This window comes from Leisingera sp. ANG49 (assembly GCF_059694505.1).
The window spans coordinates 719538-741622 of the sequence record NZ_JCATZN010000002.1; the positions used below are offsets into that span (position 1 = coordinate 719538).

Annotated in this window: 23 protein-coding genes; 9 read left to right on the forward strand and 14 right to left on the reverse strand. The window is 64.8% G+C overall.

Features of this window, described 5'->3' with window-relative positions:
• Window positions 1–3 precede the first annotated feature (3 nt).
• Together atpD and AC58NV_RS09830 are read left to right on the forward strand one after the other, a co-directional pair.
• Window positions 4–1428, forward strand: coding sequence for a F0F1 ATP synthase subunit beta (atpD, locus tag AC58NV_RS09825; RefSeq protein ID WP_366659200.1), 1425 nt, complete (start codon window positions 4–6; stop codon window positions 1426–1428).
• A 55-nt stretch (window positions 1429–1483) separates the two neighbouring features.
• On the forward strand, window positions 1484–1897 hold the full coding sequence (locus AC58NV_RS09830; RefSeq protein ID WP_497226961.1) for a F0F1 ATP synthase subunit epsilon: 414 nt from the start codon (window positions 1484–1486) through the stop codon (window positions 1895–1897).
• 241 nt (window positions 1898–2138) lie between these two features.
• Here AC58NV_RS09830 and AC58NV_RS09835 read toward each other — a convergent pair whose 3' ends face one another.
• From AC58NV_RS09835 to AC58NV_RS09845, 3 genes are read right to left on the reverse strand one after another with little or no spacing between them, the layout of a single operon-like run.
• Window positions 2139–2939, reverse strand: coding sequence for a hypothetical protein (locus tag AC58NV_RS09835; protein WP_497226962.1), 801 nt, complete (start codon window positions 2937–2939; stop codon window positions 2139–2141).
• A complete protein-coding gene (locus tag AC58NV_RS09840) occupies window positions 2917–3426 on the reverse strand; it encodes a pilus assembly protein TadG-related protein (RefSeq protein ID WP_497226963.1) in 510 nt (169 codons plus the stop codon). The genes AC58NV_RS09835 and AC58NV_RS09840 overlap by 23 nt, the downstream gene beginning before the upstream one ends.
• 4 nt (window positions 3427–3430) lie before the next feature.
• Window positions 3431–3835 carry a TadE/TadG family type IV pilus assembly protein gene (locus AC58NV_RS09845; RefSeq protein ID WP_497226964.1) on the reverse strand — a complete coding sequence of 135 codons (405 nt, stop codon included), beginning with the start codon at window positions 3833–3835 and terminating at the stop codon, window positions 3431–3433.
• 376 nt (window positions 3836–4211) lie between these two features.
• On the opposite strand from AC58NV_RS09845, the gene AC58NV_RS09850 reads away from it, so the two are divergent.
• Both AC58NV_RS09850 and AC58NV_RS09855 read left to right on the forward strand, forming a co-directional pair.
• Complete coding sequence (locus AC58NV_RS09850; protein WP_497226965.1) at window positions 4212–5801, forward strand: class I SAM-dependent methyltransferase; 1590 nt, start codon at window positions 4212–4214, stop codon at window positions 5799–5801.
• Between the two features lie 113 nt (window positions 5802–5914).
• The gene (locus tag AC58NV_RS09855) at window positions 5915–7132 is read left to right on the forward strand and encodes a PAS domain-containing protein (protein WP_497226966.1); all 1218 of its coding nucleotides are present in this window, start codon (window positions 5915–5917) and stop codon (window positions 7130–7132) included.
• 14 nt (window positions 7133–7146) lie between these two features.
• On the opposite strand, the gene AC58NV_RS09860 is transcribed toward AC58NV_RS09855, so the two are convergent.
• From AC58NV_RS09860 to AC58NV_RS09870, 3 genes are all read right to left on the reverse strand, one after another.
• Window positions 7147–8169 carry a GlxA family transcriptional regulator gene (locus AC58NV_RS09860; RefSeq protein WP_497226967.1) on the reverse strand — a complete coding sequence of 341 codons (1023 nt, stop codon included), beginning with the start codon at window positions 8167–8169 and terminating at the stop codon, window positions 7147–7149.
• Between the two features lie 74 nt (window positions 8170–8243).
• Window positions 8244–9674: a Na+/H+ antiporter NhaC gene (nhaC, locus tag AC58NV_RS09865; protein ID WP_497227049.1), complete on the reverse strand. Its 1431-nt coding sequence runs from the start codon at window positions 9672–9674 to the stop codon at window positions 8244–8246.
• A gap of 321 nt (window positions 9675–9995) precedes the next feature.
• A complete protein-coding gene (locus tag AC58NV_RS09870; RefSeq protein ID WP_497226968.1) occupies window positions 9996–11495 on the reverse strand; it encodes a methyl-accepting chemotaxis protein in 1500 nt (499 codons plus the stop codon).
• A 354-nt stretch (window positions 11496–11849) separates the two neighbouring features.
• Between AC58NV_RS09870 and AC58NV_RS09875 the strand changes: the two genes are divergently transcribed.
• Window positions 11850–12200 carry an H-type lectin domain-containing protein gene (locus AC58NV_RS09875; protein WP_497226969.1) on the forward strand — a complete coding sequence of 117 codons (351 nt, stop codon included), beginning with the start codon at window positions 11850–11852 and terminating at the stop codon, window positions 12198–12200.
• On the opposite strand, the gene AC58NV_RS09880 is transcribed toward AC58NV_RS09875, so the two are convergent.
• Window positions 12197–12598, reverse strand: a complete 402-nt coding sequence (locus tag AC58NV_RS09880; RefSeq protein WP_497226970.1) for a helix-turn-helix domain-containing protein — start codon at window positions 12596–12598, stop codon at window positions 12197–12199. The genes AC58NV_RS09875 and AC58NV_RS09880 overlap by 4 nt on opposite strands.
• Window positions 12599–12749: 151 nt before the next feature.
• Here AC58NV_RS09880 and AC58NV_RS09885 point away from each other — a divergent pair, with 151 nt between their 5' ends.
• Window positions 12750–13238, forward strand: coding sequence for a DUF2938 domain-containing protein (locus AC58NV_RS09885; RefSeq protein ID WP_497226971.1), 489 nt, complete (start codon window positions 12750–12752; stop codon window positions 13236–13238).
• Window positions 13239–13337: 99 nt separating this feature from the next.
• On the opposite strand, the gene AC58NV_RS09890 is transcribed toward AC58NV_RS09885, so the two are convergent.
• Window positions 13338–14360, reverse strand: coding sequence for a ribose-phosphate pyrophosphokinase (locus tag AC58NV_RS09890; RefSeq protein WP_366659184.1), 1023 nt, complete (start codon window positions 14358–14360; stop codon window positions 13338–13340).
• A 169-nt stretch (window positions 14361–14529) separates the two neighbouring features.
• Here AC58NV_RS09890 and AC58NV_RS09895 point away from each other — a divergent pair, with 169 nt between their 5' ends.
• The 3 genes from AC58NV_RS09895 (at window position 14530) to AC58NV_RS09905 (ending at window position 17012) form a co-directional block, all read left to right on the forward strand.
• Complete coding sequence (locus tag AC58NV_RS09895) at window positions 14530–15324, forward strand: alpha/beta fold hydrolase (protein ID WP_497226972.1); 795 nt, start codon at window positions 14530–14532, stop codon at window positions 15322–15324.
• A 69-nt stretch (window positions 15325–15393) separates the two neighbouring features.
• The gene (locus AC58NV_RS09900) at window positions 15394–16152 is read left to right on the forward strand and encodes a nuclear transport factor 2 family protein (RefSeq protein ID WP_497226973.1); all 759 of its coding nucleotides are present in this window, start codon (window positions 15394–15396) and stop codon (window positions 16150–16152) included.
• 266 nt (window positions 16153–16418) lie between these two features.
• The gene (locus tag AC58NV_RS09905; RefSeq protein ID WP_497226974.1) at window positions 16419–17012 is read left to right on the forward strand and encodes a 2-hydroxychromene-2-carboxylate isomerase; all 594 of its coding nucleotides are present in this window, start codon (window positions 16419–16421) and stop codon (window positions 17010–17012) included.
• 18 nt (window positions 17013–17030) lie between these two features.
• On the opposite strand, the gene AC58NV_RS09910 is transcribed toward AC58NV_RS09905, so the two are convergent.
• The 6 genes from AC58NV_RS09910 to AC58NV_RS09935 all read right to left on the reverse strand — a co-directional run bounded on the left by AC58NV_RS09910 (window position 17031) and on the right by AC58NV_RS09935 (window position 22050).
• Entirely contained in the window at window positions 17031–18065 is a 1035-nt protein-coding gene (locus AC58NV_RS09910; RefSeq protein WP_497226975.1) for a threonine aldolase family protein, read from the reverse strand.
• 90 nt (window positions 18066–18155) lie between these two features.
• On the reverse strand, window positions 18156–18362 hold the full coding sequence (locus tag AC58NV_RS09915) for a hypothetical protein (protein WP_497226976.1): 207 nt from the start codon (window positions 18360–18362) through the stop codon (window positions 18156–18158).
• A gap of 122 nt (window positions 18363–18484) precedes the next feature.
• Window positions 18485–18967: a YcgN family cysteine cluster protein gene (locus AC58NV_RS09920; protein WP_497226977.1), complete on the reverse strand. Its 483-nt coding sequence runs from the start codon at window positions 18965–18967 to the stop codon at window positions 18485–18487.
• Window positions 18964–19896, reverse strand: coding sequence for a bifunctional riboflavin kinase/FAD synthetase (locus AC58NV_RS09925; protein ID WP_366659172.1), 933 nt, complete (start codon window positions 19894–19896; stop codon window positions 18964–18966). The genes AC58NV_RS09920 and AC58NV_RS09925 overlap by 4 nt, the downstream gene beginning before the upstream one ends.
• A gap of 633 nt (window positions 19897–20529) precedes the next feature.
• On the reverse strand, window positions 20530–20973 hold the full coding sequence (locus AC58NV_RS09930; RefSeq protein WP_019298602.1) for a MaoC family dehydratase: 444 nt from the start codon (window positions 20971–20973) through the stop codon (window positions 20530–20532).
• 201 nt (window positions 20974–21174) lie between these two features.
• The gene (locus AC58NV_RS09935) at window positions 21175–22050 is read right to left on the reverse strand and encodes a TIGR01459 family HAD-type hydrolase (protein WP_497226978.1); all 876 of its coding nucleotides are present in this window, start codon (window positions 22048–22050) and stop codon (window positions 21175–21177) included.
• Window positions 22051–22085: the final 35 nt, after the last annotated feature.

The following is a 22085-nucleotide window of genomic DNA, read 5'->3' on the forward strand; positions in this document are numbered from 1 at the left end:
CAAATGGCACAAGCAAAAGGCAAGGTGACTCAGATCATCGGCGCCGTTGTGGACGTCCAGTTCGACGACCACCTGCCCGCAATTCTGAACGCACTGCACACCGAAAACGACGGCAAGACCCTGGTTCTGGAAGTTGCCCAGCACCTCGGCGAAAACACCGTCCGCACCATCGCTATGGACGCAACCGAGGGCCTGGTCCGCGGTCAGGCCGTGACCGACACCGGCGCGCCGATCTCGATCCCGGTCGGCAACGCCACCCTGGGCCGCATCCTGAACGTTGTGGGCGAGCCGGTGGACGAAAAGGGCCCGGTGAACGCAACCGAGACCCGCGCCATCCACCAGCCGGCACCGGAATTCAACGACCAGTCCACCGAGTCCGAAGTCCTGGTGACCGGCATCAAGGTGATCGACCTGCTGGCGCCCTACGCCAAAGGCGGCAAGATCGGCCTGTTCGGCGGCGCCGGCGTGGGCAAGACCGTTCTGATCATGGAACTGATCAACAACATCGCAAAAGTGCACTCGGGCTTCTCCGTGTTCGCGGGTGTTGGCGAGCGGACCCGTGAAGGCAACGACCTGTACTGGGAAATGATCGAATCCAACGTGATCAAGCCGGACAACCTGGAAGAATCCCAGGTGGCCCTGGTTTACGGTCAGATGAACGAGCCTCCGGGAGCCCGTGCCCGTGTTGCGCTGACCGGCCTGACCCTGGCCGAGCAGTTCCGCGACCAGTCCGGCACCGACGTTCTGTTCTTCGTGGACAACATCTTCCGCTTCACCCAGGCCGGTTCCGAAGTGTCCGCTCTGCTCGGCCGTATCCCGTCCGCTGTGGGCTACCAGCCGACCCTGGCGACCGACATGGGCGCGATGCAGGAACGCATCACCTCGACCAAGCACGGCTCGATCACCTCGATCCAGGCCGTCTACGTTCCCGCGGACGACCTTACCGACCCGGCACCGGCAACCACCTTTGCCCACCTGGACGCAACCACCGTTCTTAACCGTGCGATCTCCGAGCTCGGCATCTACCCGGCTGTGGACCCGCTGGACTCGACCTCGCGCCTGATGGACCCGGCGATCGTTGGCGAAGAGCACTACAAAGTGGCTTCCGACGTTCAGCAGATCCTCCAGCGCTACAAGTCGCTGCAGGACATCATCGCCATCCTCGGCATGGACGAACTGTCGGAAGAGGACAAGCTGACCGTTGCGCGCGCGCGTAAGATCCAGCGTTTCCTGTCCCAGCCGTTCGACGTTGCGAAGGTGTTCACCGGCTCTGACGGTGTGCAGGTTCCGCTGGAAGACACCATCTCGTCGTTCAAGGCCGTTGTGGCCGGCGAATACGACCACCTGCCCGAAGGCGCCTTCTACATGGTTGGCGGCATCGACGAAGTGAAGGCCAAGGCCGAGAAGATGGCTGCGGAAGCCGCCTAAGCACGGATTTTCCCCCGCGCCCCGCGGTGCGGGGGGACCCTGAAAGGAGGCCCCAATGGCACAAACGATGCAATTCGACCTCGTCAGCCCCGAGCGCAGCCTGGCTTCTCTGCAGGCCAGCTCGGTTCTGATCCCCGGTGCGGAAGGCGACATGACGGCAATGCCGCAGCATGCGCCCACCATCACCACCCTGCGCCCCGGCGTGCTGAAGGTCGAAAGCCCGGAAGGCAACTCGGAGTATCTGGTGACCGGCGGTTTTGCCGAGATCGCAGGCGACAGCCTGTCGGTTCTGGCCGAACGCGCGATCCCGATGGCCGAGATGACCCGCGATCAGATGAACGCGCTGATCGAGGAAGCCCGCGAGATGTACAAGACCGCGAAAGAGGAAGACCAGCCGCACGGCCTGGTCGAGGACGCAGCCAAGCTGCTCGCCGACATGGAAGCCCTGGGCACCCATATGTCCCTCTGATCCAAGCGCGGATTGGACGAAATAGAGACCGGCTCCCGTTGGGGGCCGGTTTTCTTTTGGGGAAGGCGGGGTTCGGAATAGGGCAGGGGAGGTTGGCGGACCTCAAAAGGGGCCTGGGTCCCTTACTCTTCAACAGGAGTTGAGAACCTTTGGCGTTTAGCCGGACAACGCGGTCTTTCGCTGCCATAGCAGCCCGGGGACATTATTATGTCGGGTTCCCATCTGGAAGTATTAGACTTGGCTACCTCACGAGCGCCAGTTCCGCCGGGCTTTCAGTCAGGCTGATGCTGCCGAAGTGGCTGTCCAGCCCATCTGCGCAGGCCCCCATATCTTCGGCGCTGCCATAGTCGATCTTACCATTGGCCTCGCCGTAAACATTCATCAGCGCGGCCACGTTTGACCCCAGCTTCAGCTCCTCTCCAGCCCCCATCTGCACCCCGCGCAAATCGTTGTTGGAGCCGAACTCGATATTGCTTTCGGAGAACAGATAGACGTTGTAGGAGCCCCCGCCGCAGTAGTCCTGGCTGCCCACATCATTGTTGGAGCCCAGCAGGATTTTGTCCGGGCTGGCGAAAACCACGTTCTCGATGGTGACGTTTGAACCGACTTTGACCTCCTTGCCTGCCACCACAGCGATGTTTGCCACCGTCGTGTCGGAGCCGAAATCGGCGACCTCATTGACCACATAGAGCGTGCCGGGGCTCAACGGGGTTGAATCGGTGATTTCATCCAGTAAAACAGGTCCGTTGACAATAAAGTCCGGAAGTTCGGACAGGGCCCCGCTTTCCATCAAGGCGATCACCTCCGGCGCAAGGCCGGGGAGCAGCAGGTCCTTGTCCATTTCCTGCAGCGCCTCTTCGGCGCCTTCGTTGTTGCCGCCCTGCTGAAAGTCGTCAGTGTCGTTCATGCCGATCACGGTTCCAGGGCCGAAGTAATTGTCGGAACTGATTTTGACCCCGTCCTTGCCATACAGGCAGAAGTCCGCGGCATAGCTGTTGTTGCTGCCGGAAAGAATCTCCTCATCGCTGAAAAAAACCGCCATTCCGGCAGCTTCCCAGTGCATTGCCCGCCTCAGCGACAGCGGTACGGGTAATCTCAAACCGGGTGATACCTGCAAACCGCGCAAAAAGAGCGTCTAGAGGATTGTTGCTGGCGTCGGTCCGCCGCGTCGTCACTTGCACCGCATTCTTAGGCGTCCCGCCCGCTGCAAACACAGCACCATCCCAATTGCCGATAAGGATATCGCTTGCCTGAAGAACCGGATTGCTGCCTGCCTCCGGATAGTTCTTCTCCGCATATGCAAGTGCTTCGGTCACAGCATCAGCATCTTCAGGCAGCTGGCTGGCCCCCGCCAATGCCGCTGCATCCGCAGCAACCTGAAGCCGGTTGCGCACCAAGCGAACCATCCCCCAGTCTATTGTCAGCGCCAGCAGCAGCAGGAACATGGGCAGTGAAATGGCAAAGAAAACGATAATTGCTCCGCCATCCGTCCGCAGGAAAGCACGAAGCCGGGGCCGAAGCTGCCGCATCGCCCTACTCCTTCCTCATCGTGACTTCTGCCCGCAACAGTTCGGGCAGAGGCACAAAAGGCACCAGGCTGGCAAACACGTTACTGGTGCTCACGGTAACGCGGACGTCATCGCTGCCGGTTGCGGCGCTGTCCTCGGCCGTGACCGAGAAACTGGTAGGCCAGATCGACAGCACCGATTGTACTGACGCCTCAGCCTGCGCGGTGCTTGAGGTGCCAACCGCCAGCTCCCGCGCGCCCTGCCGCGCGGCATCAAACATCGCGTCCGACACTGACAAAGTATAGCTCCACGAAACTGCGCCGAATATCAGAAGCAGCAGGATCGGCAGGACAAAGGCAAACTCCACGAGAACCGCGCCTGACGTATCCTGCACGAAATTCTGCAGTTTGGCCTTCAGTCTGTCTGCCACGCCCCGCACTGCGGAAGAATGCCGTCCCATTGCCGTTTGATCCTCAATGCATACAGCTTCCAGTTTGACTCGTACTGGTCCTGGCGGCATCGGCTCTGGGGGTGAAAATCTCCCCATATGGTTGTATTTTCAAGTGGGAAAAGCCCTGAGCGATCAGGGCCTGAGCATTGCCTTGCGTAACTGCAGTATCCAGGGCGGCGGAGACAGCAGCTATGGACACAAACCCTGCCTAGGCTCGGTGTGGGGTGTGCGGCTGGACTGGAGGGGGCCTCGCATTTTTTGGTTTGCCGCGGCAATTCCTCCCGCCTTAACCCTATTCTCATCAAATTTTCCGAAATTGCCCTGCATGACGCTTACCCAATCTGCAGGAGTCTCCGTGACCGACTGGACCTCCGGCTATGTCGCCGGCATTGACTACACCTTCGACTTCCACCGCCAGCTGACCCCCGCGCTGCTGGGCTTTGCTGCAACCGCCCAGGGCCACCGGCACGGGCTGGACGGCGCGGGCCTCAGCTATTGCGAGCTGGGCTGCGGCCAGGGGTTTTCCGCCAACCTGCTGGCAGCCGCCAACCCGCATATTGAATTCCACGCGATGGACTTCAGCCCCTCCCACATCGCCGGCGCCCGCGAGCTGGCGCAGGAGGCGGCGCTGCAGAACATGTTTTTCCACGAGCGCAGTTTCGAGGACTTCGGCGAAACCTCGGGCCTGCCGGCCGCCTTCGACGTCATCGCGCTGCACGGCGTCTACAGCTGGGTCTCTGAGGAGAACCGCCAGCACATCCTGCGCTTCATCGCCGACCGGCTGAAGCCGGGCGGCCTGGTCTATGTCAGCTGCAACACCCAGCCCGGCTGGGCGGCCGCGATGCCGCTGCGCCGGATCCTGGCAGCCCGGGCAGAGCAGGGCAGGGGCACCCTGCCGGAGCGGATCAGCGACGCGATGGAGTATGCCCGCCGGCTGGCCGCGGCCGGCGGCGGCTATTTCGGCAGGAACCCGGCGGTTGCCGCCCGCCTCGATCACATGGCAACGATGCCGGAAAACTACGTGGCGCATGAGTATTTCAACAAGGACTGGACCCCCTTCTTCTTCGAGGATCTGGCCGCCGAGCTGGGGTCGGCCAAGCTGGATTTCGTTGGCTCCGTCAGCCTGATGGACAACCTCGACGGCATCGGCTTCACGCCGGAACAGCGCACCCTGCTGGCCGGGGAAAGCGATCCGGTCCGCCGCGAAGGCCTGCGCGACCTGCTGCTGAACGAACACTTCCGCACCGACCTCTTCGCCAAGGGCAGGCTGGCCCATACTCCGCGCGGCGGAATCGGCGCCTGGTTTGCCACCCCCCTGGCGCTGACCCGGCCCTATGGCGGCGGTGCGCTGCGGTTCCACCACCGCGGCCAGGAGGTGCCGCTGGAGCAGGCGGACTACGCGCCGGTGCTGCTGGCCCTGGCCAGCGGCCCGGCCACGGTGCGCAGCCTGCTGGACCAGGGCGCGTTCGGCAACATGGAGTGGGGCGGCATCACCCGGATGCTGACGGTGCTGGCGGGAGCCGGCCAGATCGCCCCCGCGCTGCCGCTGGACGGGCTGGAAAGCCGCGCCGCCGCCTGCCGCGCCTTCAACCTCGCGGTCTGCAAGCGGGCTGAGGAAAGCGATGCCCTGCGCTATCTGGCTTCGCCGGTCACCGGCGGCGGCGTGGAGCTGGACCGGTTTGAGCAATTGTTCCTGCTGGCCCGCAGCGAAGGGCTGGAGACCCCGGCGGAATGGGCAGCCCTGGCCTGGCGCATCCTGGCCCCGCAGGGCCAGCGGCTGCAGCACGAGGGCCGGGTGCTGGAGACCGAAGAGGAGAACCTGGCGCTGCTGCGCGCCCGTGCGGGCAATTTCGCCGCCCGCCGCCTGCCGCTCTGCGACAGCCTCGGCCTGACGCTGGAGGACAGCTGGCAGGCCCCGGCGCAGCTGCAGGAGGCGGCGGCCTGAACGGTGCTCAAAGGGGCGGGAAATCATGCGCAACCCGCCCCGCATTAGCAATTCGGCAAGCACTGTCCGGTAAACAGGAGCGGCACGAGACAACCACTTACAGGAACCGAAACGTGTCCTTTGAAGACCGCGCGCTGGCTGCCCAGACCACGGGCCGGGAATCCCCCTTCGCCCTTGATGAAGTGTTCTTTTCCCGCACCGATCCCCGCGGTGTGATCCAGGCCGGCAACGCCGTGTTCAGCCGGGTTGCCAAATACCCGCTGGATCAGCTTCTGGGCGCGCCGCACAAGATCATCCGCCACCCGGACATGCCGCGTGCGGTGTTCCAGCTGCTGTGGGACACCATCAAGGCGGGCGGCACCGTTGGCGCTTATGTCAAGAACCGCGCCAGCGACGGCAGCTATTACTGGGTCTTTGCCGTGGTCACCCCCTGCGACGGCGGCTACCTCTCGGCCCGGATCAAGCCGACCAGCCCGCTGCTCAAGACGGTGGAGCAGGAATACGCCAGGCTGCGCCAGGCGGAGCAGGCGGAGGAGCTGAGCCCGCAGGACAGCGCCGCCCGGCTGCTGGCCCGCCTCAAGGAGCTGGGCTTCGCCGCTTACAGCGACTTTTCCGGCCACGCCCTGGCCGAGGAATTGCTGGCCCGCGATGCAGGCCTCAACCGCCCGCCCTGCGCCCGGCTGGCGGAACGCCGCGCGATGCACAGCACCGCCGGCACGCTGGTGGAGGAAACCGAGGGCCTGGTGCAGGAATTCGAATCCATGCGCACCATCCCCCATAACCTGCGGGTCATCGCCTCGCGCATCGAACCCGCGGGCGGCCCGGTGACGGTGCTGTCCCAGAACTACAGCTCGATGTCGCGCGACATGTCGGACTGGTTCGCAGCCCACGTCTGGGGCAAGGACAGCAATTTCCGCGCCATCAAGGGCACCGTGACCGCAGCCATCTTTGTCGAGGGCCTGGCCCGCATCCTGACCGAATGCGCCCGCCAGCTGGAGCAGGAGGACGGCTCTGCCGCCACCGACATCAGCCGCGAGCAGGGCATTCTGACCGACCTGACCGGTGTCCAGTTCAGCAAGGCCCGCGCCAGCCTGCAGGACGTCCGTTTCGAGGCCGCCCGCATCCAGCAGGCCTGCCAGACCCTGCACCGCCATTTCATGGCACTGACCACCACCCGGGTGCTGTGCAAGATCGAATGCGCCCGGCTGGGCAATGTCGGCGAGACGCTGAACACGATCATCGATGAGCTGGGCCGGTTCCAGGACCGGATTTCCGCCCGGCTGGAAAAGATCTCCGAACTCAGCGCTGCGCTGGCCAGCGATGAGGCCTGAGCGCCCCCGGGGCGCTACCCGTCCTTGGCCTTCTCCGCCCAGCTCTTGCGGAAGGACGCGGGCGACTGGCCGTAGCGTTTCTTGAAGCGGATCGACAGCTGGGTTGCGCTGCTGAAGCCGGTGGCGGCGGAAATCTCTGCCACCGTCATGTTGGTCTCGTTCAAGAGCGCCAGCGCCCGGCCCACCCGAAGGTCGATGTAGAACTGCACCGGCGAGGTGCCGACATAGCGCTGGAACAGCCGCTCCAGCTGGCGCCGCGAGATCTGCGCGTGCTCCGCCACCACACCCACCTCCACCGGCTCCTCGATGGTGTCGTGCATGAACTGCATGGCGTTGATCAGATGCTGGTTGCGGCTGCTCAGGGCCACGGAATAGGCCGACTTCTGCAGCGCCTCGCGGTTGTTGGAGCGGAAGTGGATGCACATGTCGGAGACAATCACCGCCAGGTCCTTGCCGTGGTCGGTCTGGATCATCTCCAGCATCATGTCGGTGGCCGCATTGCCGCCGCCGCAGGTCATCAGCCCCTTGTCGATCTCATAGAGGTTCGAGGTCGGCTCCAGCCCCGGGAAGTACTCGGAAAACGACGGCTGGTTCTCCCAGTGCAGGGTAAAGCGCTGCCCCTGCAGCATGCCCGCCTGGGCCAGGGCAAAGGCGCCGGTGCAGATGCCGCCGAACCGGCCGCCATGGGCGTTCTGGCGCCGCATCCAGGCCAGCACCTTGGGGCTGGCGCTGTCCGACGGCTCGATGCCGGCGCAGACAAAGGCAAAGCTGCCGCGCGGCAGGTCCTCCAGCGCCATGCCGGTGTTGATTTCAATCCCGTTGGAGCAGGGCACCGGCGCGCCGTCCTCGCTCAGCAGGAACCAGCGGTACAGCTCCTTGCCGGTGACCTGGTTGGCAATCCGCAAGGGTTCCACCGCGGCGCTGAACGCCAGCATGGTCAGCTTCGGCAGAAGCAGAAAGTAGATGTCTTTGGGCGGCCCGTCGTAATCAACCCGGAAACTGGCCGCACCCTTCGGGACAAAGCTGCGGAGATTCATATCGCTAACCTAACAGATGGGACGTTCACAGTGAAACGCGCGCCGGAGGGGAGGCTCCGGCGCGCGTAGGGGGATCAGGCGGTGAGCTCCTGCACCGGCTCGCCGCTGTCCTCCCAGGCCGCGACCTCGTCGTCGCTGGCTTTGGGCGAGAACAGCCCGGTCATCGCATAGAAGATGCCGATCAGCGGCGACAGCCAGCAGGCAAAGGCCAGCGGGATATAGAGCAGGTTCTCGAAGTTGCCGTCGGCAATCCCCAGCGCCAGCGCCGAGATCACAAAGGCGCCGCCGGCGTTCCAGGGGATCAGCGGCGAGACCAGCGTGCCGCCTTCCTCGATGGCGCGCGACAGGTTCAGCGGCGAATACTTCAGGCCGCGGTAAACCGGCGCATACATCCGGCCCGGCAGGGCAATCGACAGATACGGATCGCCCGCCACGGTGTTGGTTGCCACCGAGGTCAGGATCGCCGAGGTCTGGATGCCGGCAAAGGACTTCACCCGGGCAATGATCACCTCGATGATCGCCTGCAGGCAGCCGGTGCGCTCCAGCGCGCCGCCGAAGCCCAGCGCCAGTAGCACCAGCGAGATGGTCCACATCATCGACTGGATGCCGCCGCGGTTCAGCAGCGGGTCAATCTCGGCCACGCCGGTGTCGATGGAATAGCCGCTGTTGGCGAATGTGAAGGTCTCATGCAGGCCCGCGCCCTGGCACGCCATCGCCATGATGCCGCCCACGACCGCACCGGCAAACAGCGACGGGATCGGCGGCTGCTTCTTCACCGCCAGCACGATGACCAGCAGGGCAGGCAGCAGCATCAGCGGCGAGATCCAGAACGCGTTGTCCAGCGCCGCGGTGATCGCGTCGATGCGCTCAAACGACACCTGCGAGGTGTCGATCAGGGTGAAGCCGACAACCAGGTAGATCGCCAGCGCGATCAGCATCGACGGGATGGTGGTCGGCAGCATGTTGCGGATGTGGTCGAACAGGTTGGTGCCGGTCACCGCCGGGGCCAGGTTGGTGGTGTCCGACAAGGGCGAGATCTTGTCGCCGAAAAATGCGCCCGAGACCACCGCGCCGGCCGTCCAGTACATCGGAATGCCAAAGCCCGCGCCGATCCCCATCAGCGCCAGGCCGACGGTGCCCACGGTGCCCCAGGAGGTGCCCAGCGACACCGACACGATGGAACACAGCACCATGCCCGCGGCCAGGAACAGCTCCGGCGACAGGATTTTCAGGCCGTAATAGATCAGCGTCGGCACGGTGCCGCTGGCAATCCAGATGCCGACGATCATGCCAACGGTGATCAGGATCGACACCGACGGCAGCGAGATGTTGATGACGTGGAACACGCCCTCTTCGATATTGTCCCACTTGTGGCCCAGCTTCAGGCCGACCAGCGCGGTGATGGCGATGCCGATCGCCAGCGGGATATGCGGGGTGAAATCCCCGAAGTAAAACAGCTGGATGCCCAGCACCAGCAGGGTCAGCAGGATCGGCAGCAGCGCCATTCCCAGACCGGGTTTTGCAATATTCGGATCAGATGGTGACACGGGGTTTCTCCTCCCTTGGGTCAGAACGCCTGTGCGACGCGGATGCAGTCAAACACCAGAAAACCGCGGCCCGGACTCGATGCCAGCGCGCCGGAATCCACAGTTTTTGCGACAAGAGGGGAGAATGGGGCGGATCGGGGAAAAGTTTCCGATCGGGGATAGTTCCGCCCGGCCGGCAGAATGGAAACCGCGCCGCTGGGCCGGCGGCGCGGGGCAGATGCTGCGGGCACAGCAGCTGCGGGTGCAGCACCAGCGGGGACCGGTGCTGCGGTAAAATTGTCAGGCGGCTGAGGCGTCCGCGGGCGGCAGATCCTGCTCCCAGTCCCCGGCGGCCGGGGCAGGGCGGGCGGCGGCGTCGGCTGCTGCGGCGGCCACCCGGAAGGTCTGCACCAGATCGGCCAGCACCCGGGTATCCTGCCGCATGGTCACGGTTGCCGCGGTGGTCTGCTCCACCATCGCGGCGTTCTGCTGGGTGACGCTGTCCATATGCGACACGCCGGTGTTGATCTCGGAGAGGCCGGTGAATTGCTCCTGCGCCGAGGCGGCAACATCGGAGGACAGTTCGGTCACCCGCTCCACATGGCCGACAATGCGCTCCAGCACCCCGCCGGCCTTGCTCACCAGGTCGACGCCTTCGTCCACATGGCCGGCGCTGACGTTGATCAGATCTTTGATCTCCTTGGCAGAGACCGCGGCCCGCTGCGCCAGCGCCCGCACTTCCGAGGCGACCACCGCAAAGCCGCGCCCGGCCTCGCCGGCCCGCGCCGCCTCGACGCCCGCGTTGAGCGCCAGGAGGTTGGTCTGGAAGGCGATGTCGTCGATCACGCTGATGATCTGCGAAATCTGGTCCGAGGACGACGATATCTCGTTCATTTTATCGACCGCATCCGACGCGACCGCCATGCCCTCCTCGGCGATCCCCTGCGCTTCCCGCGCCAAGGAGCTGGTCTCCGTCGTCGCGCCTGAGGAGTGCTTCATGCTGGATGTGATCTCCTCCACCGCAGCGGCGGTTTGCTCCAGCGTCGCGGCCTGGGTTTCGGTGCGGTTGGACAGCTCTTCCGCCGCGTCCGAAATCTCCCCGGCAGAGCTGCTCAGGTTGGCTGCCGAGTCCTGGATGGTGCCGATCACCCCGCCCATGTTGTCCATCAGCGTGTTGAAGGAGGTGCGCACCTGGTCATAGCGGGCCGGAAAATCGCTGTGCTCCGGGCTGGGAATGGGCTGCGTCAGATCCCGTTCCGACATCCGCTGAATGCCTTCGGTCATATAGCGGAAGGCGGTTTCCTGCTCTTCTCTCTGGGCTTTGAAATAGGCGTCGATCACCTGATAGGTGTCCATCGCAAAGGCCCGGTTCAGCGCCCCCAGCAGCCGCACCATCCGCTTGCGCGCCATCGGCGTGTAGGTGGCGCCGAACTGCTGCGACAGCATCTCCTGGATATAGGAGGTCGCCCGCGCATAGCCTGCCAGATACAGGTCGAACGGCAGCTGAATCCGGAAATGCACCCGGCCGATCGTGTCTGCTGATTTGAAATAGTCATCCGGGAATTCGCCGCTCAGCAGCAGCTCCCAATGCCGTTTCTGGGCGCCGCGCGCATGATCCAGCGAGGCCTGGTTCCTGAAGAACCCGGAAGCCTCCTGATCCGATTTGGCAAAGGCATAAAAATATTCCAGCACCTGGTCCAGTTTTGGCCCGACCAGCTTGCCGGCGGTCACCAGGTCCTTTTTCTGTTCGCCGTCGAGGGCGAATTTCGAAATTGTCTGCGTATTTCCGTTGTTGCCCATATGCGTCTCCAAACCAGGCCTCCGAAAAGCTGAACACATTCAATTCCGTGTATCTGGGGGTTAACATTCCGTTGTTGCGGTGGTTTCACGCTGTTTCCGGTGCTTTGGGGGGCGGTAAATTATCATTCCGGTAACTGGATGCTACCTATGGGTGCGCGGACTGCCGTCGAAACCCTCATTGCGGATCGGTTCTTGGCAGCGGCCGGATGATTCGCAGGTGGCTTGGATGGCCGGGTCCGGTGATGCAGATGATCAATAGGGGGACGCGCGCTTGGCGTGCCGCCCTTTTCCGGGGTGGCACCGGGCGGCGGTATGGGCCATGTCTAGCTGAGAAGAGACTGCTTGAGGCCCGCCATGAAACGACTGCGCAATCCCCGCACCGGCATCGAACAAGGGGATGTCACCCTGTTCTCGGATTTCGAGAACGGCGGCGAGATGTGGACCGGCTCCGGCCCGCGGGTGCGGCGCAAGGCGGTCGCCTTCGGCCAGGCCTATGCCAGCCCGCCCGCGGTGCATGTGTCTGTGTCGCTCTGGGACATGGACACCTCCGCCGCGATCCGGGCTGAACTGGTGGCGGAAAACATCACCTGCCATGGCTTCGACATCGTCTTCCGCACCTGGGCCGACAGCCGCGCCGCCCGCCTGCGCGCCGCCTGGCTGGCGATCGGCGAGCTGCCCCACGCCGATGACTGGGACGTCGATTAAACCTGCGCCGTGATGGACCCGGCCAGCAGCAGCTTCTGAAACTTCGGGCATTCCAGGTGGCTGGGCGCCGGGCAGTCCGCCACATGGCGCAGCGCGTCCTTCAGGGCCGTCAGTTCGCGGATCTGCGCCTCCAGCGCGTCGGCGCGGGCGTGCAGCTGGTCCCGCGGCAGATCCGGCTGGCCGTCCTTGCCGAACATGCCCGCAACCTCCTGCAGCGAAAACCCCGCCGCCTTGCCCAGCGTGATCAGCGACAGCTGCAGCAGGACCTCCGGCCCGAACTGCCGCCGCAGCCCCTTGCGCCCGGCTGAGGTGATCAGCCCCAGATCCTCGTAATACCGCAGCGCTGAGGGGGGCACGCCCGAGCGTTCCGCCACCTCGCCAATATCCAGAAGTTTCATTCTTGACCTCAAGCCGGCTTCAATCCGCAAAGGCTGGCACTCCGCGGCGGAACTGGCAAGGCCAGTCCCGAAACAAGCTTGACTTAAAGTGAGCCTCAAGTCGTAGGCCTGCCTCGGACGTGACACCAAATCAGCAAAGGCAAAGGGCCCAATGGAGCACAATTTCATCTTCAGCGCGTTATTCATCGGCATCGGCGCAACGGCGGTCATGGATCTGGGGACGCTGGTTCAGAAACATCTGCTGCGGTTGCAGACCCTGGACTACGCGCTGGCCGGGCGCTGGCTGGGCCACGCCGCCCGGGGGCGCCTTGTTCACCGCCCGATCACGGCCAGCCCGCCTGTCCGCGGCGAACGGCTGATCGGCTGGAGCGCCCACTACCTGACAGGCATCGTGTTTGCAGCCGTCTTTCTGAGCGCAGCCGGCGGGAACTGGATCAAGGATCCCAGCCTGTGGCCGGCTCTGGCATTTGGCGTCCTGACGCTCGCTGCCCCGTTCCTGGTCCTGCAACCCGGCATGGGCGCGGGGCTGGCCGCGCGGCGGACGCCCGCCCCGAACAAGGCCCGGCTGAAAAGCCTGGCAACGCATCTGACCTTCGGGGCAGGGCTGTGGCTGTCGGCGCTCTGCCTTGCCCTGCTGTAGCGCCTGCGCGCAGACGCCCGTAGTGCTGGCAAGGGCCTGGAACAATCAAAAAGCCCCGCACACGGGCGGGGCTTTCATCATTTCCATCTAACAGCCGCCTCAGCCGCCGTTGGAGTAAAGGCTCTCGTAGATCGGCACCAGCGTCTTGTCCTCGAACAGCGACGACACCGAAGTGCCGTGCCAGATGTTCAGGATCGCCTGGGTGAACAGCGGCGCGGTCGGCACGATGCGGATGTTCGGCGCGGCCTTCACTTCCTCGGTCGGCTGGATCGAGTCGGTCAGCACCAGCGACTTCATCACCGAGTTGCTGACGCGCTCGACTGCCGGGCCGCTCATCACGCCGTGGGTGATATAGGCGTGCACTTCCTTGGCGCCGTTGTCCAGCAGCACCTGGGCCGCTTTGCACAGGGTGCCGGCGGTGTCGCACATGTCGTCGACGATCAGGCAGATCTTGTCCTTCACGTCGCCGATCACGGTCATCTCCGCCACTTCGCCCGGCTTCTCGCGGCGCTTGTCGACAATCGACAGCGGCGCGTTGATGCGCTTGGCCAGCTCGCGGGCACGGGCCACGCCGCCGACGTCAGGGCTGACCACCATGATCTCGCCCATCCGGTCCTTGAACTGGTCTTTCACATCCAGTGCAAAGATCGGCGAGGCATAGAGGTTGTCCACCGGAATGTCGAAGAAGCCCTGGATCTGGGCCGCGTGCAGGTCCATGGTCAGAACCCGCTCGATGCCGGCGCCGGTCAGCATGTTGGCGACCAGCTTGGCCGAGATCGGCGTGCGGGCCTTGGTGCGGCGGTCCTGGCGGGCATAGCCGAAGTAGGGGATCACCGCGGTGATCCGCTGGGCCGAGGAACGGCGCAGCGCGTCGGCGATGATCAGCAGTTCCATCAGGTTGTCATTGGCCGGGTTCGAGGTCGGCTGGATGATGAACATGTCCTCGCCGCGGACGTTCTCATAGACTTCGACGAAGATCTCGCCGTCATTGAACCGCTCGACGCGGGCATCCACCAGCCCCTGGTCGACACCGCGGTGCATGCTCATGCGGCGGGTAATGGCTTGGGCAAGAGGAAGGTTGGCGTTCCCAGCAATCAGCTTGGGTTCGTTCAAGGTCGGCATTGGCTGTGATCCCCAGGCAGCAATGGCAATGTGTCAGATTCGTGATATTGAACCCCGCTTATCATGCACTTACCCTCGCGCAAAGTTCTAAGCGGGAGAAACAGCTTTTGGTGGCATCGCGGCACACCCTCTCAACCCCTTGCGAATTTGCCTTGCCTGCGGGGCGGGCATGAGCAGCGCACCGCAGGTTTTCTGCCGCAGCTTCGGCCAGGGGCCGCGGCCGGTGCTGGCGGTGCATTGCTCGCTGGCCCATTCCGGTGCCTGGCGCGGTGTGGCAGAGCAGATGGGCGGGGAGATCACCCTCAGCGCCTTTGACATGCTCAGCCACGGCCGTAGCCCGGACTGGGACGGGCAGGGCAACTACCAGCTGTTGAACGTGCAGGCGGGGCTCGCGCTGCTGACGGACCCGGTGGACCTCGTCGGCCACTCCTTCGGCGCCACGGTGGCGCTGCGGATGGCGATGGCCCGCCCGGATCTGGTGCGCAGCCTCACCCTGATCGAGCCGGTGCTGTTCGCCGCCGCGCAGGACGAGGACCCCGCAGCCTTTGCCGCTTTGGAGGAGGCCAGCCAACCGGCTGAGGCCGCCTGGGCATCCGGCGACCTGGAACTGACCACCCGGCTGTTCAACCGCATGTGGGGCACCGGCGAGGTGAAATGGCCGGACCTGCCAGCCCCCGCCCGCGCCGCGATGGTGCGCGCGATGCCGGTGGTGATGGCCAGCCATAAAACGCTGCATGAGGATGAAAACGGCACCCTGGCCCCCGGCGCGCTGGATCCGGTCACCATGCCGGTGCAGATCCTGACCGGCGCGGACAGCCCGGCAGTGATCCCCGCCATTGCCCGCAGCCTCTGCCGCCGCCTCGGCGCTGTGCACACCGAAGTGCCGGGCGCGGGCCACATGCTGCCGGTCACCCGCCCGGCAGAGACCGCCGCGCTGCTGCGCCAATTCTGGCCGCCGCTCTGACCCTTTGCGCTGCCGCCCCGGGCAGGGCAGGATAGGGGAATACCGGCCCGCATGGAGGAGACGGCACAGATGGCATCGAAAAAGGACCTGCTGAAAACTCTCCTCAAGGGGCTGGAGACCGGCGACCCGGCCTCTGCAGCCGTCGTCAACGAGGCGAAGTACATCCAGCACAACCCGCAGACCCATGAGGGCAGCGAGGGGCTGGCGGTGCTGTTTGCCCGCCTCGCCAAGACCTCCCCCAGGGTCACGTTCAAACGGGTGTTCGAGGACGGCGATTTCGCCTTTGCCCACATCGAATACGATTTCTCCTCCCTGCGCGCGGCTTTTGAGGTGTTCCGCTTCGAGGACGGTAAGGCCGTCGAGCACTGGGACAACATCCAGCCCTTGCGCGGCCCCAACCCCTCCGGGCGCGGGATGCAGGACGGCGCCACGGAGATCACCGATCCGGACAAAACCGAAGACAACCGCGCCCTCGCGCGCAGCTACACCGAACAGGTGTTGATCCAGCAGCAGCCGGACCTGCTGCCGGACTATGTCCGCGCCGATCTCATCCAGCACAACCCGGACCTGACCGACGGTCTGCCCGCCCTGCGCAAAGCCCTCACGGCCACGCAGAACGGCACACCCGTGATCCAGTACCAGCACCTCCACCGGGTGCTGGCAGAGGGCAATTTTGTCCTTTGCGCCAGCGAAGGCCAGCGCAATGGCACCCACACCAGTTTCTACGATCTCTACCGCATTGAGGACGGCAAGATCGCCGAACACTGGGACACCATTGAGTCCATCCCCCCGCGCAGCGAGTGGAAGAACGACAACGGCAAGTTCTAAGGCCGGCCCGTCCTCACCAGGGTGTCGCGCCCTGCTTGGCCAGATGCCGTCGGGGCCAACCGGCGGCAACACCGGGCCTGTGCTGCCGGCCGAGTCACGGCAGCTGGCGCATTTCGCGGCACAAAGCTCCGCGCCTTCAGCCGCAATCCTACCGTAAAACGGGCCGCAGCAGCAGGAGCTTGCCCCCCAGCGGCGGCAGACAGCCTTTGGAATATCCGGCACCTCCGTTACACTCTGCCATAGGTAAAGAGTGACAGGAGGGTCCCATGCCCGGACTGGATTTCTGGTATTCGATCGGCAGCACCTACAGCTACCTCACCGTGATGCGGATCGGCGATGCGGCGGCGCAGGCTGGCATTCCCGTCCGCTGGCGCCCCTTCAACGTGCGCCACGTGATGACGGTGCAGAACAACATCCCGTTCAAGGACAAGCCGGAAAAGACCGCCTACATGTGGCGCGACATCGAACGCCGGGCGCAGCGCTACGGCTTCCATGTGCGGCTGCCCGCGCCTTATCCGCTGCCGGAACTGGTGCTGGCCAATCAGGTGGCGGCGCTGGGCGCGGCGGAAGGCTGGGGCGAGGCCTATACCCAGGCCGCCTACCGCTGCTGGTTCGAGGCCGGCCAGCCCGCGGGCGAGGACCCGAACCTCTCCGCCAGCCTGCAGGCCGCGGGCCAGGACCCGGCCCGGGTGCTGGCAGAGGCGGTGTCGGACAAGACGGTCAAGATGCTCGCGGATGCAACCGATGAGGCGTTGGCGCTGGGCATCTTCGGCGCCCCCAGCTTCTCGGTCGCAGGGGAGATATTCTGGGGCGACGACCGGCTGGAGGACGCCCTCCTTTGGGCGCAGGGCAAGCGATAGCCGCCGCCCTGCCAAGAATCAAAGCAGTGACAGGAACGCCCGGATATCTTCCTCCGGCACCGACCAGTCGCAGACGAAGCGTGCAGTGACCAGCTCATGCTCCGGCCCCTGCAGCAGCCCGTCCCACAGGTGGTAGATGGCGCCAGCCGCAAACAGCTCCTGATGCTTGCCGCGGGGCAGGGCGGCAAAGATCATGTTGGCCTGCGCCGGATGGGTGAAATGCGCTCCTGCCGCCTTCAGTCCTTCGGCCAGCAGCGCGGTTTTTGCATTGGCGGCGCGGGCGTTTTCCAGCCACAGATCATCAGTCAGATAGGCCAGCATCTGCGCCGACAGGTAGCGGTGCTTGGAAAACAGATGCGCGCCGCGCTTGCGGCGGTACTCGAACTCCTGCGCATGTTTGGGATCAAAGAAAATCACCGCCTCGACCCCCAGGCAGCCGTTCTTGGTGCCGCCAAAGGACACCGCATCGACGCCCGCTTTCCAGGTCATCTCGGCCGGCGTGCAGCCCAAGGACACCAGCGCATTGGTGAACCGCGCGCCGTCCATATGCACCGGCAGCCCGTATTCCTTGGCCGCACCGCAGACCGCCTGCAGCTCCTGCAGGCTGTAGACGGTGCCGAACTCCGTCACCTGGGTCAGCGACACCGGCCCCCGCTGCGGCCCGTGCACGCCGCGGGTCTCCTCGCCCTCGATGGCCGCGCGCAGCCCCTCGGAGGTCATCTTGTCGGCCTCCGTCACCAGCGTCAGCTTGGCGCCGCCCGAGTAGAACTCCGGCGCGTTGCATTCATCCATGTTGATATGGGCTGGCCTGGTGCAGAACACCGTCTGCCAGGGCTGTGCCAGTGTCGACAGCGCCAGCACATTGGCGGCGGTGCCGGTGGCCACCAGGTAAACCGCCGCCTCGGGCGCCTCGAAAATCCCGCGGATCCGCTCCGTCACCTCGGCCATTTCCGCATCCGCGCCATAGCCCATGGCATAGCCCTGGTTGGCCCGCACCAGCGCGTCGAGGATCTGCTGCGGCACCGGGCCGGAGTTGTCGGAGGCGAAATGCATCGGTCACGTTCCCTGATCTGCCTGAAATCTTTCCCCAAGCAGTAGGCAGTTCCGCCCCCGATGCCAAGGCGGTACCGGCAGGACGCCGGGTCAGAACATTCGGGCGAACAGCAGCCCCAGAGCGATGCCGGTGCAGGTCCCCGCCGTGGCCCAGATCAGCAGCTGCTTGCCCAGCTGGTACCGGTGCCAGGTCTGGATTTCACTGGCCTGCCGGCTGCTCAGCCCCAGGGTCGAAAGGAAGGCCCTGGCCTTGTAGGCTTCTCTTTCGCTGAAATAGGTGCCGTGCTCGAATGGCATCTGCCGCCCTCCTCATGGGGAACCCTGTTGGATTGCCTCATCATGGGGGCGGGGCGCCTCGTGGCGCAACCTGAAATTGCATCTCTGTTTAACTGTCGCGCGCCGGTCGCGGACCGGCTTGCTCAGCCGGTGGGCTCGTCGATGATGTGGTCTTCCCACTCGTCCTCGGCGATCTCGAACTCCGACACCGTCCAGCCGCGCACCGAAACCCCGGCCTCATGCACGCTCTCGGGGGTGCCGGTCAGCAGCGGGTGCCATTCCGGCAGAGGCTTGCCCTGCCACAGCAGCCGGTAGGCGCAGGTTTCCGGCATCCAATAGGCGTGGGTGTCCAGGTTGTCCGGCTTCAGCACGATGCACTCGGGGATGAACTGGTGGCGGATCGGATACTGTGCGCAGCGGCAGGTGCTGTCATCCAGCAGGCGGCAGGCCACCCGGGTCAGGGCGACCTCGCCGGTGTCCTCATCCTCCAGCTTGTTCAGGCAGCATTTGCCGCAGCCGTCGCACAGCGCTTCCCATTCCTTCTGGCTCATCTTGTCGAGCGGCTTCTCCTCCCAGAAGCGCTCGCCCAGGCCGGAGCGGTCAATGACGTCTTTTGCAGGTTTCATAGCGCCGCCAGTATCCCGCGCGCCTCGGCGCAATCCGCATCCATCTGCGCGATCAGCGCCTCCAGCCCGTCGAATTTCAGCTCCGGCCGCAGGAAGGCGACCAGCCCGACCGACAAAGTCGCGCCGTAAAGATCGCCGGAGAAATCGAACAGGAAGGTCTCGATATTCGGGACCACGCCGCCGAACATTGGCCTGACCCCGATCGAGGCCGCGCCGTGATAGCTGCCCGCATGCGGCCCCTCCAGCACATCGACCAGCACCGCATAAACCCCGAACCGCGGCTGGTGCAGCCCGTCGATCGACATGTTGGCGGTGGGGAAGCCCAGCTCCCGCCCGCGCTGCTCGCCGCCGATTACGGTGCCCTCGATGCGGTGCCAGTGGCCCAGCATCTCCTTGGCGTCCGCAGGCCGGCCCTCACTCAGCGCGTTGCGGATCGCGGTGGAGGACACCGCGTGCTCGGAATATTCCATCAAGGGTGCGATGGTGACGCCAAAGCCGTACTGCGCGCCGAACCGCTTCAGGTCTTCGGCATTGCCTGCACGGCCCTTGCCGAAACAGAAATCGGCACCCACCACCACATGCGCCAGCCCCAGCCCTTCGGAGATCACGTCGCGGGCGAACTCCTCCGGCGTCAGGCTCGACAGCGCGGTGTTGAAGTTCAGCTCATAGAGCCGCTCCACCCCCAGCTTCTCCAGCCGGTGGGCGCGGGTCTCGGCCCGCATCAGCCGGAACGGCGGGCTGTCCGGCGCGAAATACTCGCGCGGGTGCGGCTCGAATGTCATCACCCCCAAAGGCGCCCCGGGGGCGGCCTTGCGGGCCAGCTCGATCACCGACTGATGGCCCAGGTGCACGCCGTCAAAGTTGCCGATGGCGACGGTGGCGCCCCGGTCCTGCACTTCGACGAATTCATAATCTCTGACGATACGCATGGCGCATCCGTACCCGCAGCCGCGCGGCGGTTCAAGCGGGCAGTGGCGGGGGAGGGGCAGAGCACACGCACCCCCGCCCGGAACAAGGCGCGCAGCGCCGCCGGGCGAGCGCCTGCCCGCCCCATCGGGCTGGCGCTTCCGAGAGGGCAGTGCGCCCTCGTTAACTCGTACGGAAGGTGCAGGGATAAACTGCCCCGAACAGGCGTAGCAGCGCCACCCCGCGGGCAGGCGCCCGCCCTCAGCATCAGGCCATAGACGCGACACACCGCAGGGTGTTGCGCATCCACCGTACGCCCCCTTCACGCAATCCTCACGCCCCTCTGCCATACTCCCGGAAGATCGCGATCCCCCGCCATGGTTCCCGCGCGCGGGGCCATGATACGAGGCGCAGGCATCTGTGAGGCTGCCTGCGCAACACCCGGAGACCGGCCCTGAAAAAAAGGGGGTCGTCCAAGCGAGCTTGTCCGAGCAGGCCCCCGGCGGGGTCTGTCCACCTCCACCCGGCGGCGCCGCCCCCTTAATCGGGACACAGCGCAGAACCGAACGGAAAGAGCGGAACAGCAGAGGCCAGCAAGGAAAAAACCGCCAAGGGCAAAGGCCCCCGGCGGCTGAAACTGCTGTGAACCGGAAAACTCAGTCGAACTTGCGCGACGGCGCCATCACCATGGCCTCGCCCACCAGAACCTTCTTGCCGTCGACGATGCAGCGGCAGTCCAGCTTGACCCGGCGCTTGTCGATCACGATGTCGGTCACCTCGACCTCCGCCAGCACCAGATCGCCCGGGCGCACCGGCGCCAGGAACTTCAGCGACTGGCTCATGTAGATGGTGCCGTGGCCGGGCAGCTGCTCGCCGATCACCGCAGAGATCAGTCCGGCGGTCAGCATCCCGTGCGCGATCCGGCCCTCGAAAATGGTGTCCTGGGCGTAATCGTCATCCAGATGCACCGGATTGCGGTCGGTCGACACCTGGGCAAACTTCTCGATGTCCTCATCGGTGATGACTTTGCGCAGGTAACGCACCATGCCCATCTCGATGTCTTCGATGCAGATGGTTCCGCGCGGCATGTTGTCCAACATCTCATCCTCCGTTCGCCTCGGCTCTGATCGCATCATTCGACCGCTTGGCGTTGTAACTTTTGCGCGCCACCGTGGCCGCTTGCGCAACTTTATTACTTTGCAGTTGCAGAAAATCAAGACATTTCTGACAAAAGAAAACCCTGCCCGGTGCGGGCAGGGTTGCAAGGCCGGGTCAGCCAGCGGGGGTGCCGGGTGCCGGATTTACCGCAGAAAACCAATGGCATAGGTCGGCGCGGACTGCTCCTGCGCCAGATAGGCCGCCAGCGCATCCGGGTCCGGCTGGACTGATGTCTTTGTCTCTCTGGCCGCAAGCCCGCCGGTGATGAACAGGGAATCGATGCCTTCGCCCATGGCGCCGGCAATATCCGTATGCGGCCCGTCGCCGATCGCCAGGATCTCGGAATCGGCAATCCCCGGGGCCACTTCCTGCAGCCGCAGCCGGGCCAGGTCATAGATCGGCGGATGCGGCTTGCCGAAATACAGGCTCTCGCCGCCCATCCCGGTATAAAGCCGCGCCAGCGCCCCCGCGCACCACTCGCGCTTCTCGCCGCGGTCGACGATGATGTCCGGGTTGGCGCACAACAGCTTCATGCCCATCTGCTTGGCATAGAGGAAATCCGCCCGGTTCACCTCCGGGTCCGCCATGGTATCGAAGGGCCCGCAGCAGACGATGCCCTCGGCCTCTTTCAGCGGCACCCGGGTGATCTCCACCGGATTATGGATCACGTGCAGCGGTTCGAAGAAGCCCGCATCGCGTTCCCATTCGCCCATGAAATAGACCTTGTTGCCGACCGCGCCGGTGAACATCGCCGCCCGCGCGGAATCGCCGGAGGTGGAGATGGTGTCATAGGCGTCCGCCGGCACGTTGAACTGCCCCAGCTGCGCCGCGACACCCGCGCGCGGTTTCGGCGAATTGGTCACCAGCACCACGATGCCGCCCGCCTCGCGGTAGGCCTTCAGCGCCGCCACCGCATCGGGAAAGGCGGTGATGCCGTTGTGCACGCAGCCCCACAGGTCCACGAACAGTGCCTTGTAACGGCTGGAAACTTCGGAAAGGGAGTTGATGATCTGGGTCATGTCCGGGCCTTCGCGCGTGGGGTCTTTGCCGCCAG

Bases quoted from the DNA above. Each gene is read 5' to 3' on its own strand.
- AC58NV_RS09875 (WP_497226969.1), top strand. From the start codon at position 11,850: ATGAAACGACTGCGCAATCCCCGCACCGGCATCGAACAAGGGGATGTC.
- AC58NV_RS09890 (WP_366659184.1), bottom strand. From the start codon at position 14,360: ATGCCGACCTTGAACGAACCCAAGCTGATTGCTGGGAACGCCAACCTT.
- nhaC (WP_497227049.1), bottom strand. From the start codon at position 9,674: ATGGCGCTGCTGCCGATCCTGCTGACCCTGCTGGTGCTGGGCATCCAG.
- AC58NV_RS09860 (WP_497226967.1), bottom strand. From the start codon at position 8,169: ATGAATCTCCGCAGCTTTGTCCCGAAGGGTGCGGCCAGTTTCCGGGTT.
- AC58NV_RS09900 (WP_497226973.1), top strand. From the start codon at position 15,394: ATGGCATCGAAAAAGGACCTGCTGAAAACTCTCCTCAAGGGGCTGGAG.
- AC58NV_RS09880 (WP_497226970.1), bottom strand. From the start codon at position 12,598: ATGAAACTTCTGGATATTGGCGAGGTGGCGGAACGCTCGGGCGTGCCC.
- AC58NV_RS09920 (WP_497226977.1), bottom strand. From the start codon at position 18,967: ATGAAACCTGCAAAAGACGTCATTGACCGCTCCGGCCTGGGCGAGCGC.
- AC58NV_RS09935 (WP_497226978.1), bottom strand. From the start codon at position 22,050: ATGACCCAGATCATCAACTCCCTTTCCGAAGTTTCCAGCCGTTACAAG.
- AC58NV_RS09925 (WP_366659172.1), bottom strand. From the start codon at position 19,896: ATGCGTATCGTCAGAGATTATGAATTCGTCGAAGTGCAGGACCGGGGC.
- AC58NV_RS09895 (WP_497226972.1), top strand. From the start codon at position 14,530: ATGAGCAGCGCACCGCAGGTTTTCTGCCGCAGCTTCGGCCAGGGGCCG.
- AC58NV_RS09830 (WP_497226961.1), top strand. From the start codon at position 1,484: ATGGCACAAACGATGCAATTCGACCTCGTCAGCCCCGAGCGCAGCCTG.
- atpD (WP_366659200.1), top strand. From the start codon at position 4: ATGGCACAAGCAAAAGGCAAGGTGACTCAGATCATCGGCGCCGTTGTG.
- AC58NV_RS09840 (WP_497226963.1), bottom strand. From the start codon at position 3,426: ATGCGGCAGCTTCGGCCCCGGCTTCGTGCTTTCCTGCGGACGGATGGC.
- AC58NV_RS09915 (WP_497226976.1), bottom strand. From the start codon at position 18,362: ATGCCATTCGAGCACGGCACCTATTTCAGCGAAAGAGAAGCCTACAAG.
- AC58NV_RS09885 (WP_497226971.1), top strand. From the start codon at position 12,750: ATGGAGCACAATTTCATCTTCAGCGCGTTATTCATCGGCATCGGCGCA.
- AC58NV_RS09910 (WP_497226975.1), bottom strand. From the start codon at position 18,065: ATGCATTTCGCCTCCGACAACTCCGGCCCGGTGCCGCAGCAGATCCTC.
- AC58NV_RS09835 (WP_497226962.1), bottom strand. From the start codon at position 2,939: ATGGCGGTTTTTTTCAGCGATGAGGAGATTCTTTCCGGCAGCAACAAC.
- AC58NV_RS09905 (WP_497226974.1), top strand. From the start codon at position 16,419: ATGCCCGGACTGGATTTCTGGTATTCGATCGGCAGCACCTACAGCTAC.
- AC58NV_RS09930 (WP_019298602.1), bottom strand. From the start codon at position 20,973: ATGTTGGACAACATGCCGCGCGGAACCATCTGCATCGAAGACATCGAG.
- AC58NV_RS09870 (WP_497226968.1), bottom strand. From the start codon at position 11,495: ATGGGCAACAACGGAAATACGCAGACAATTTCGAAATTCGCCCTCGAC.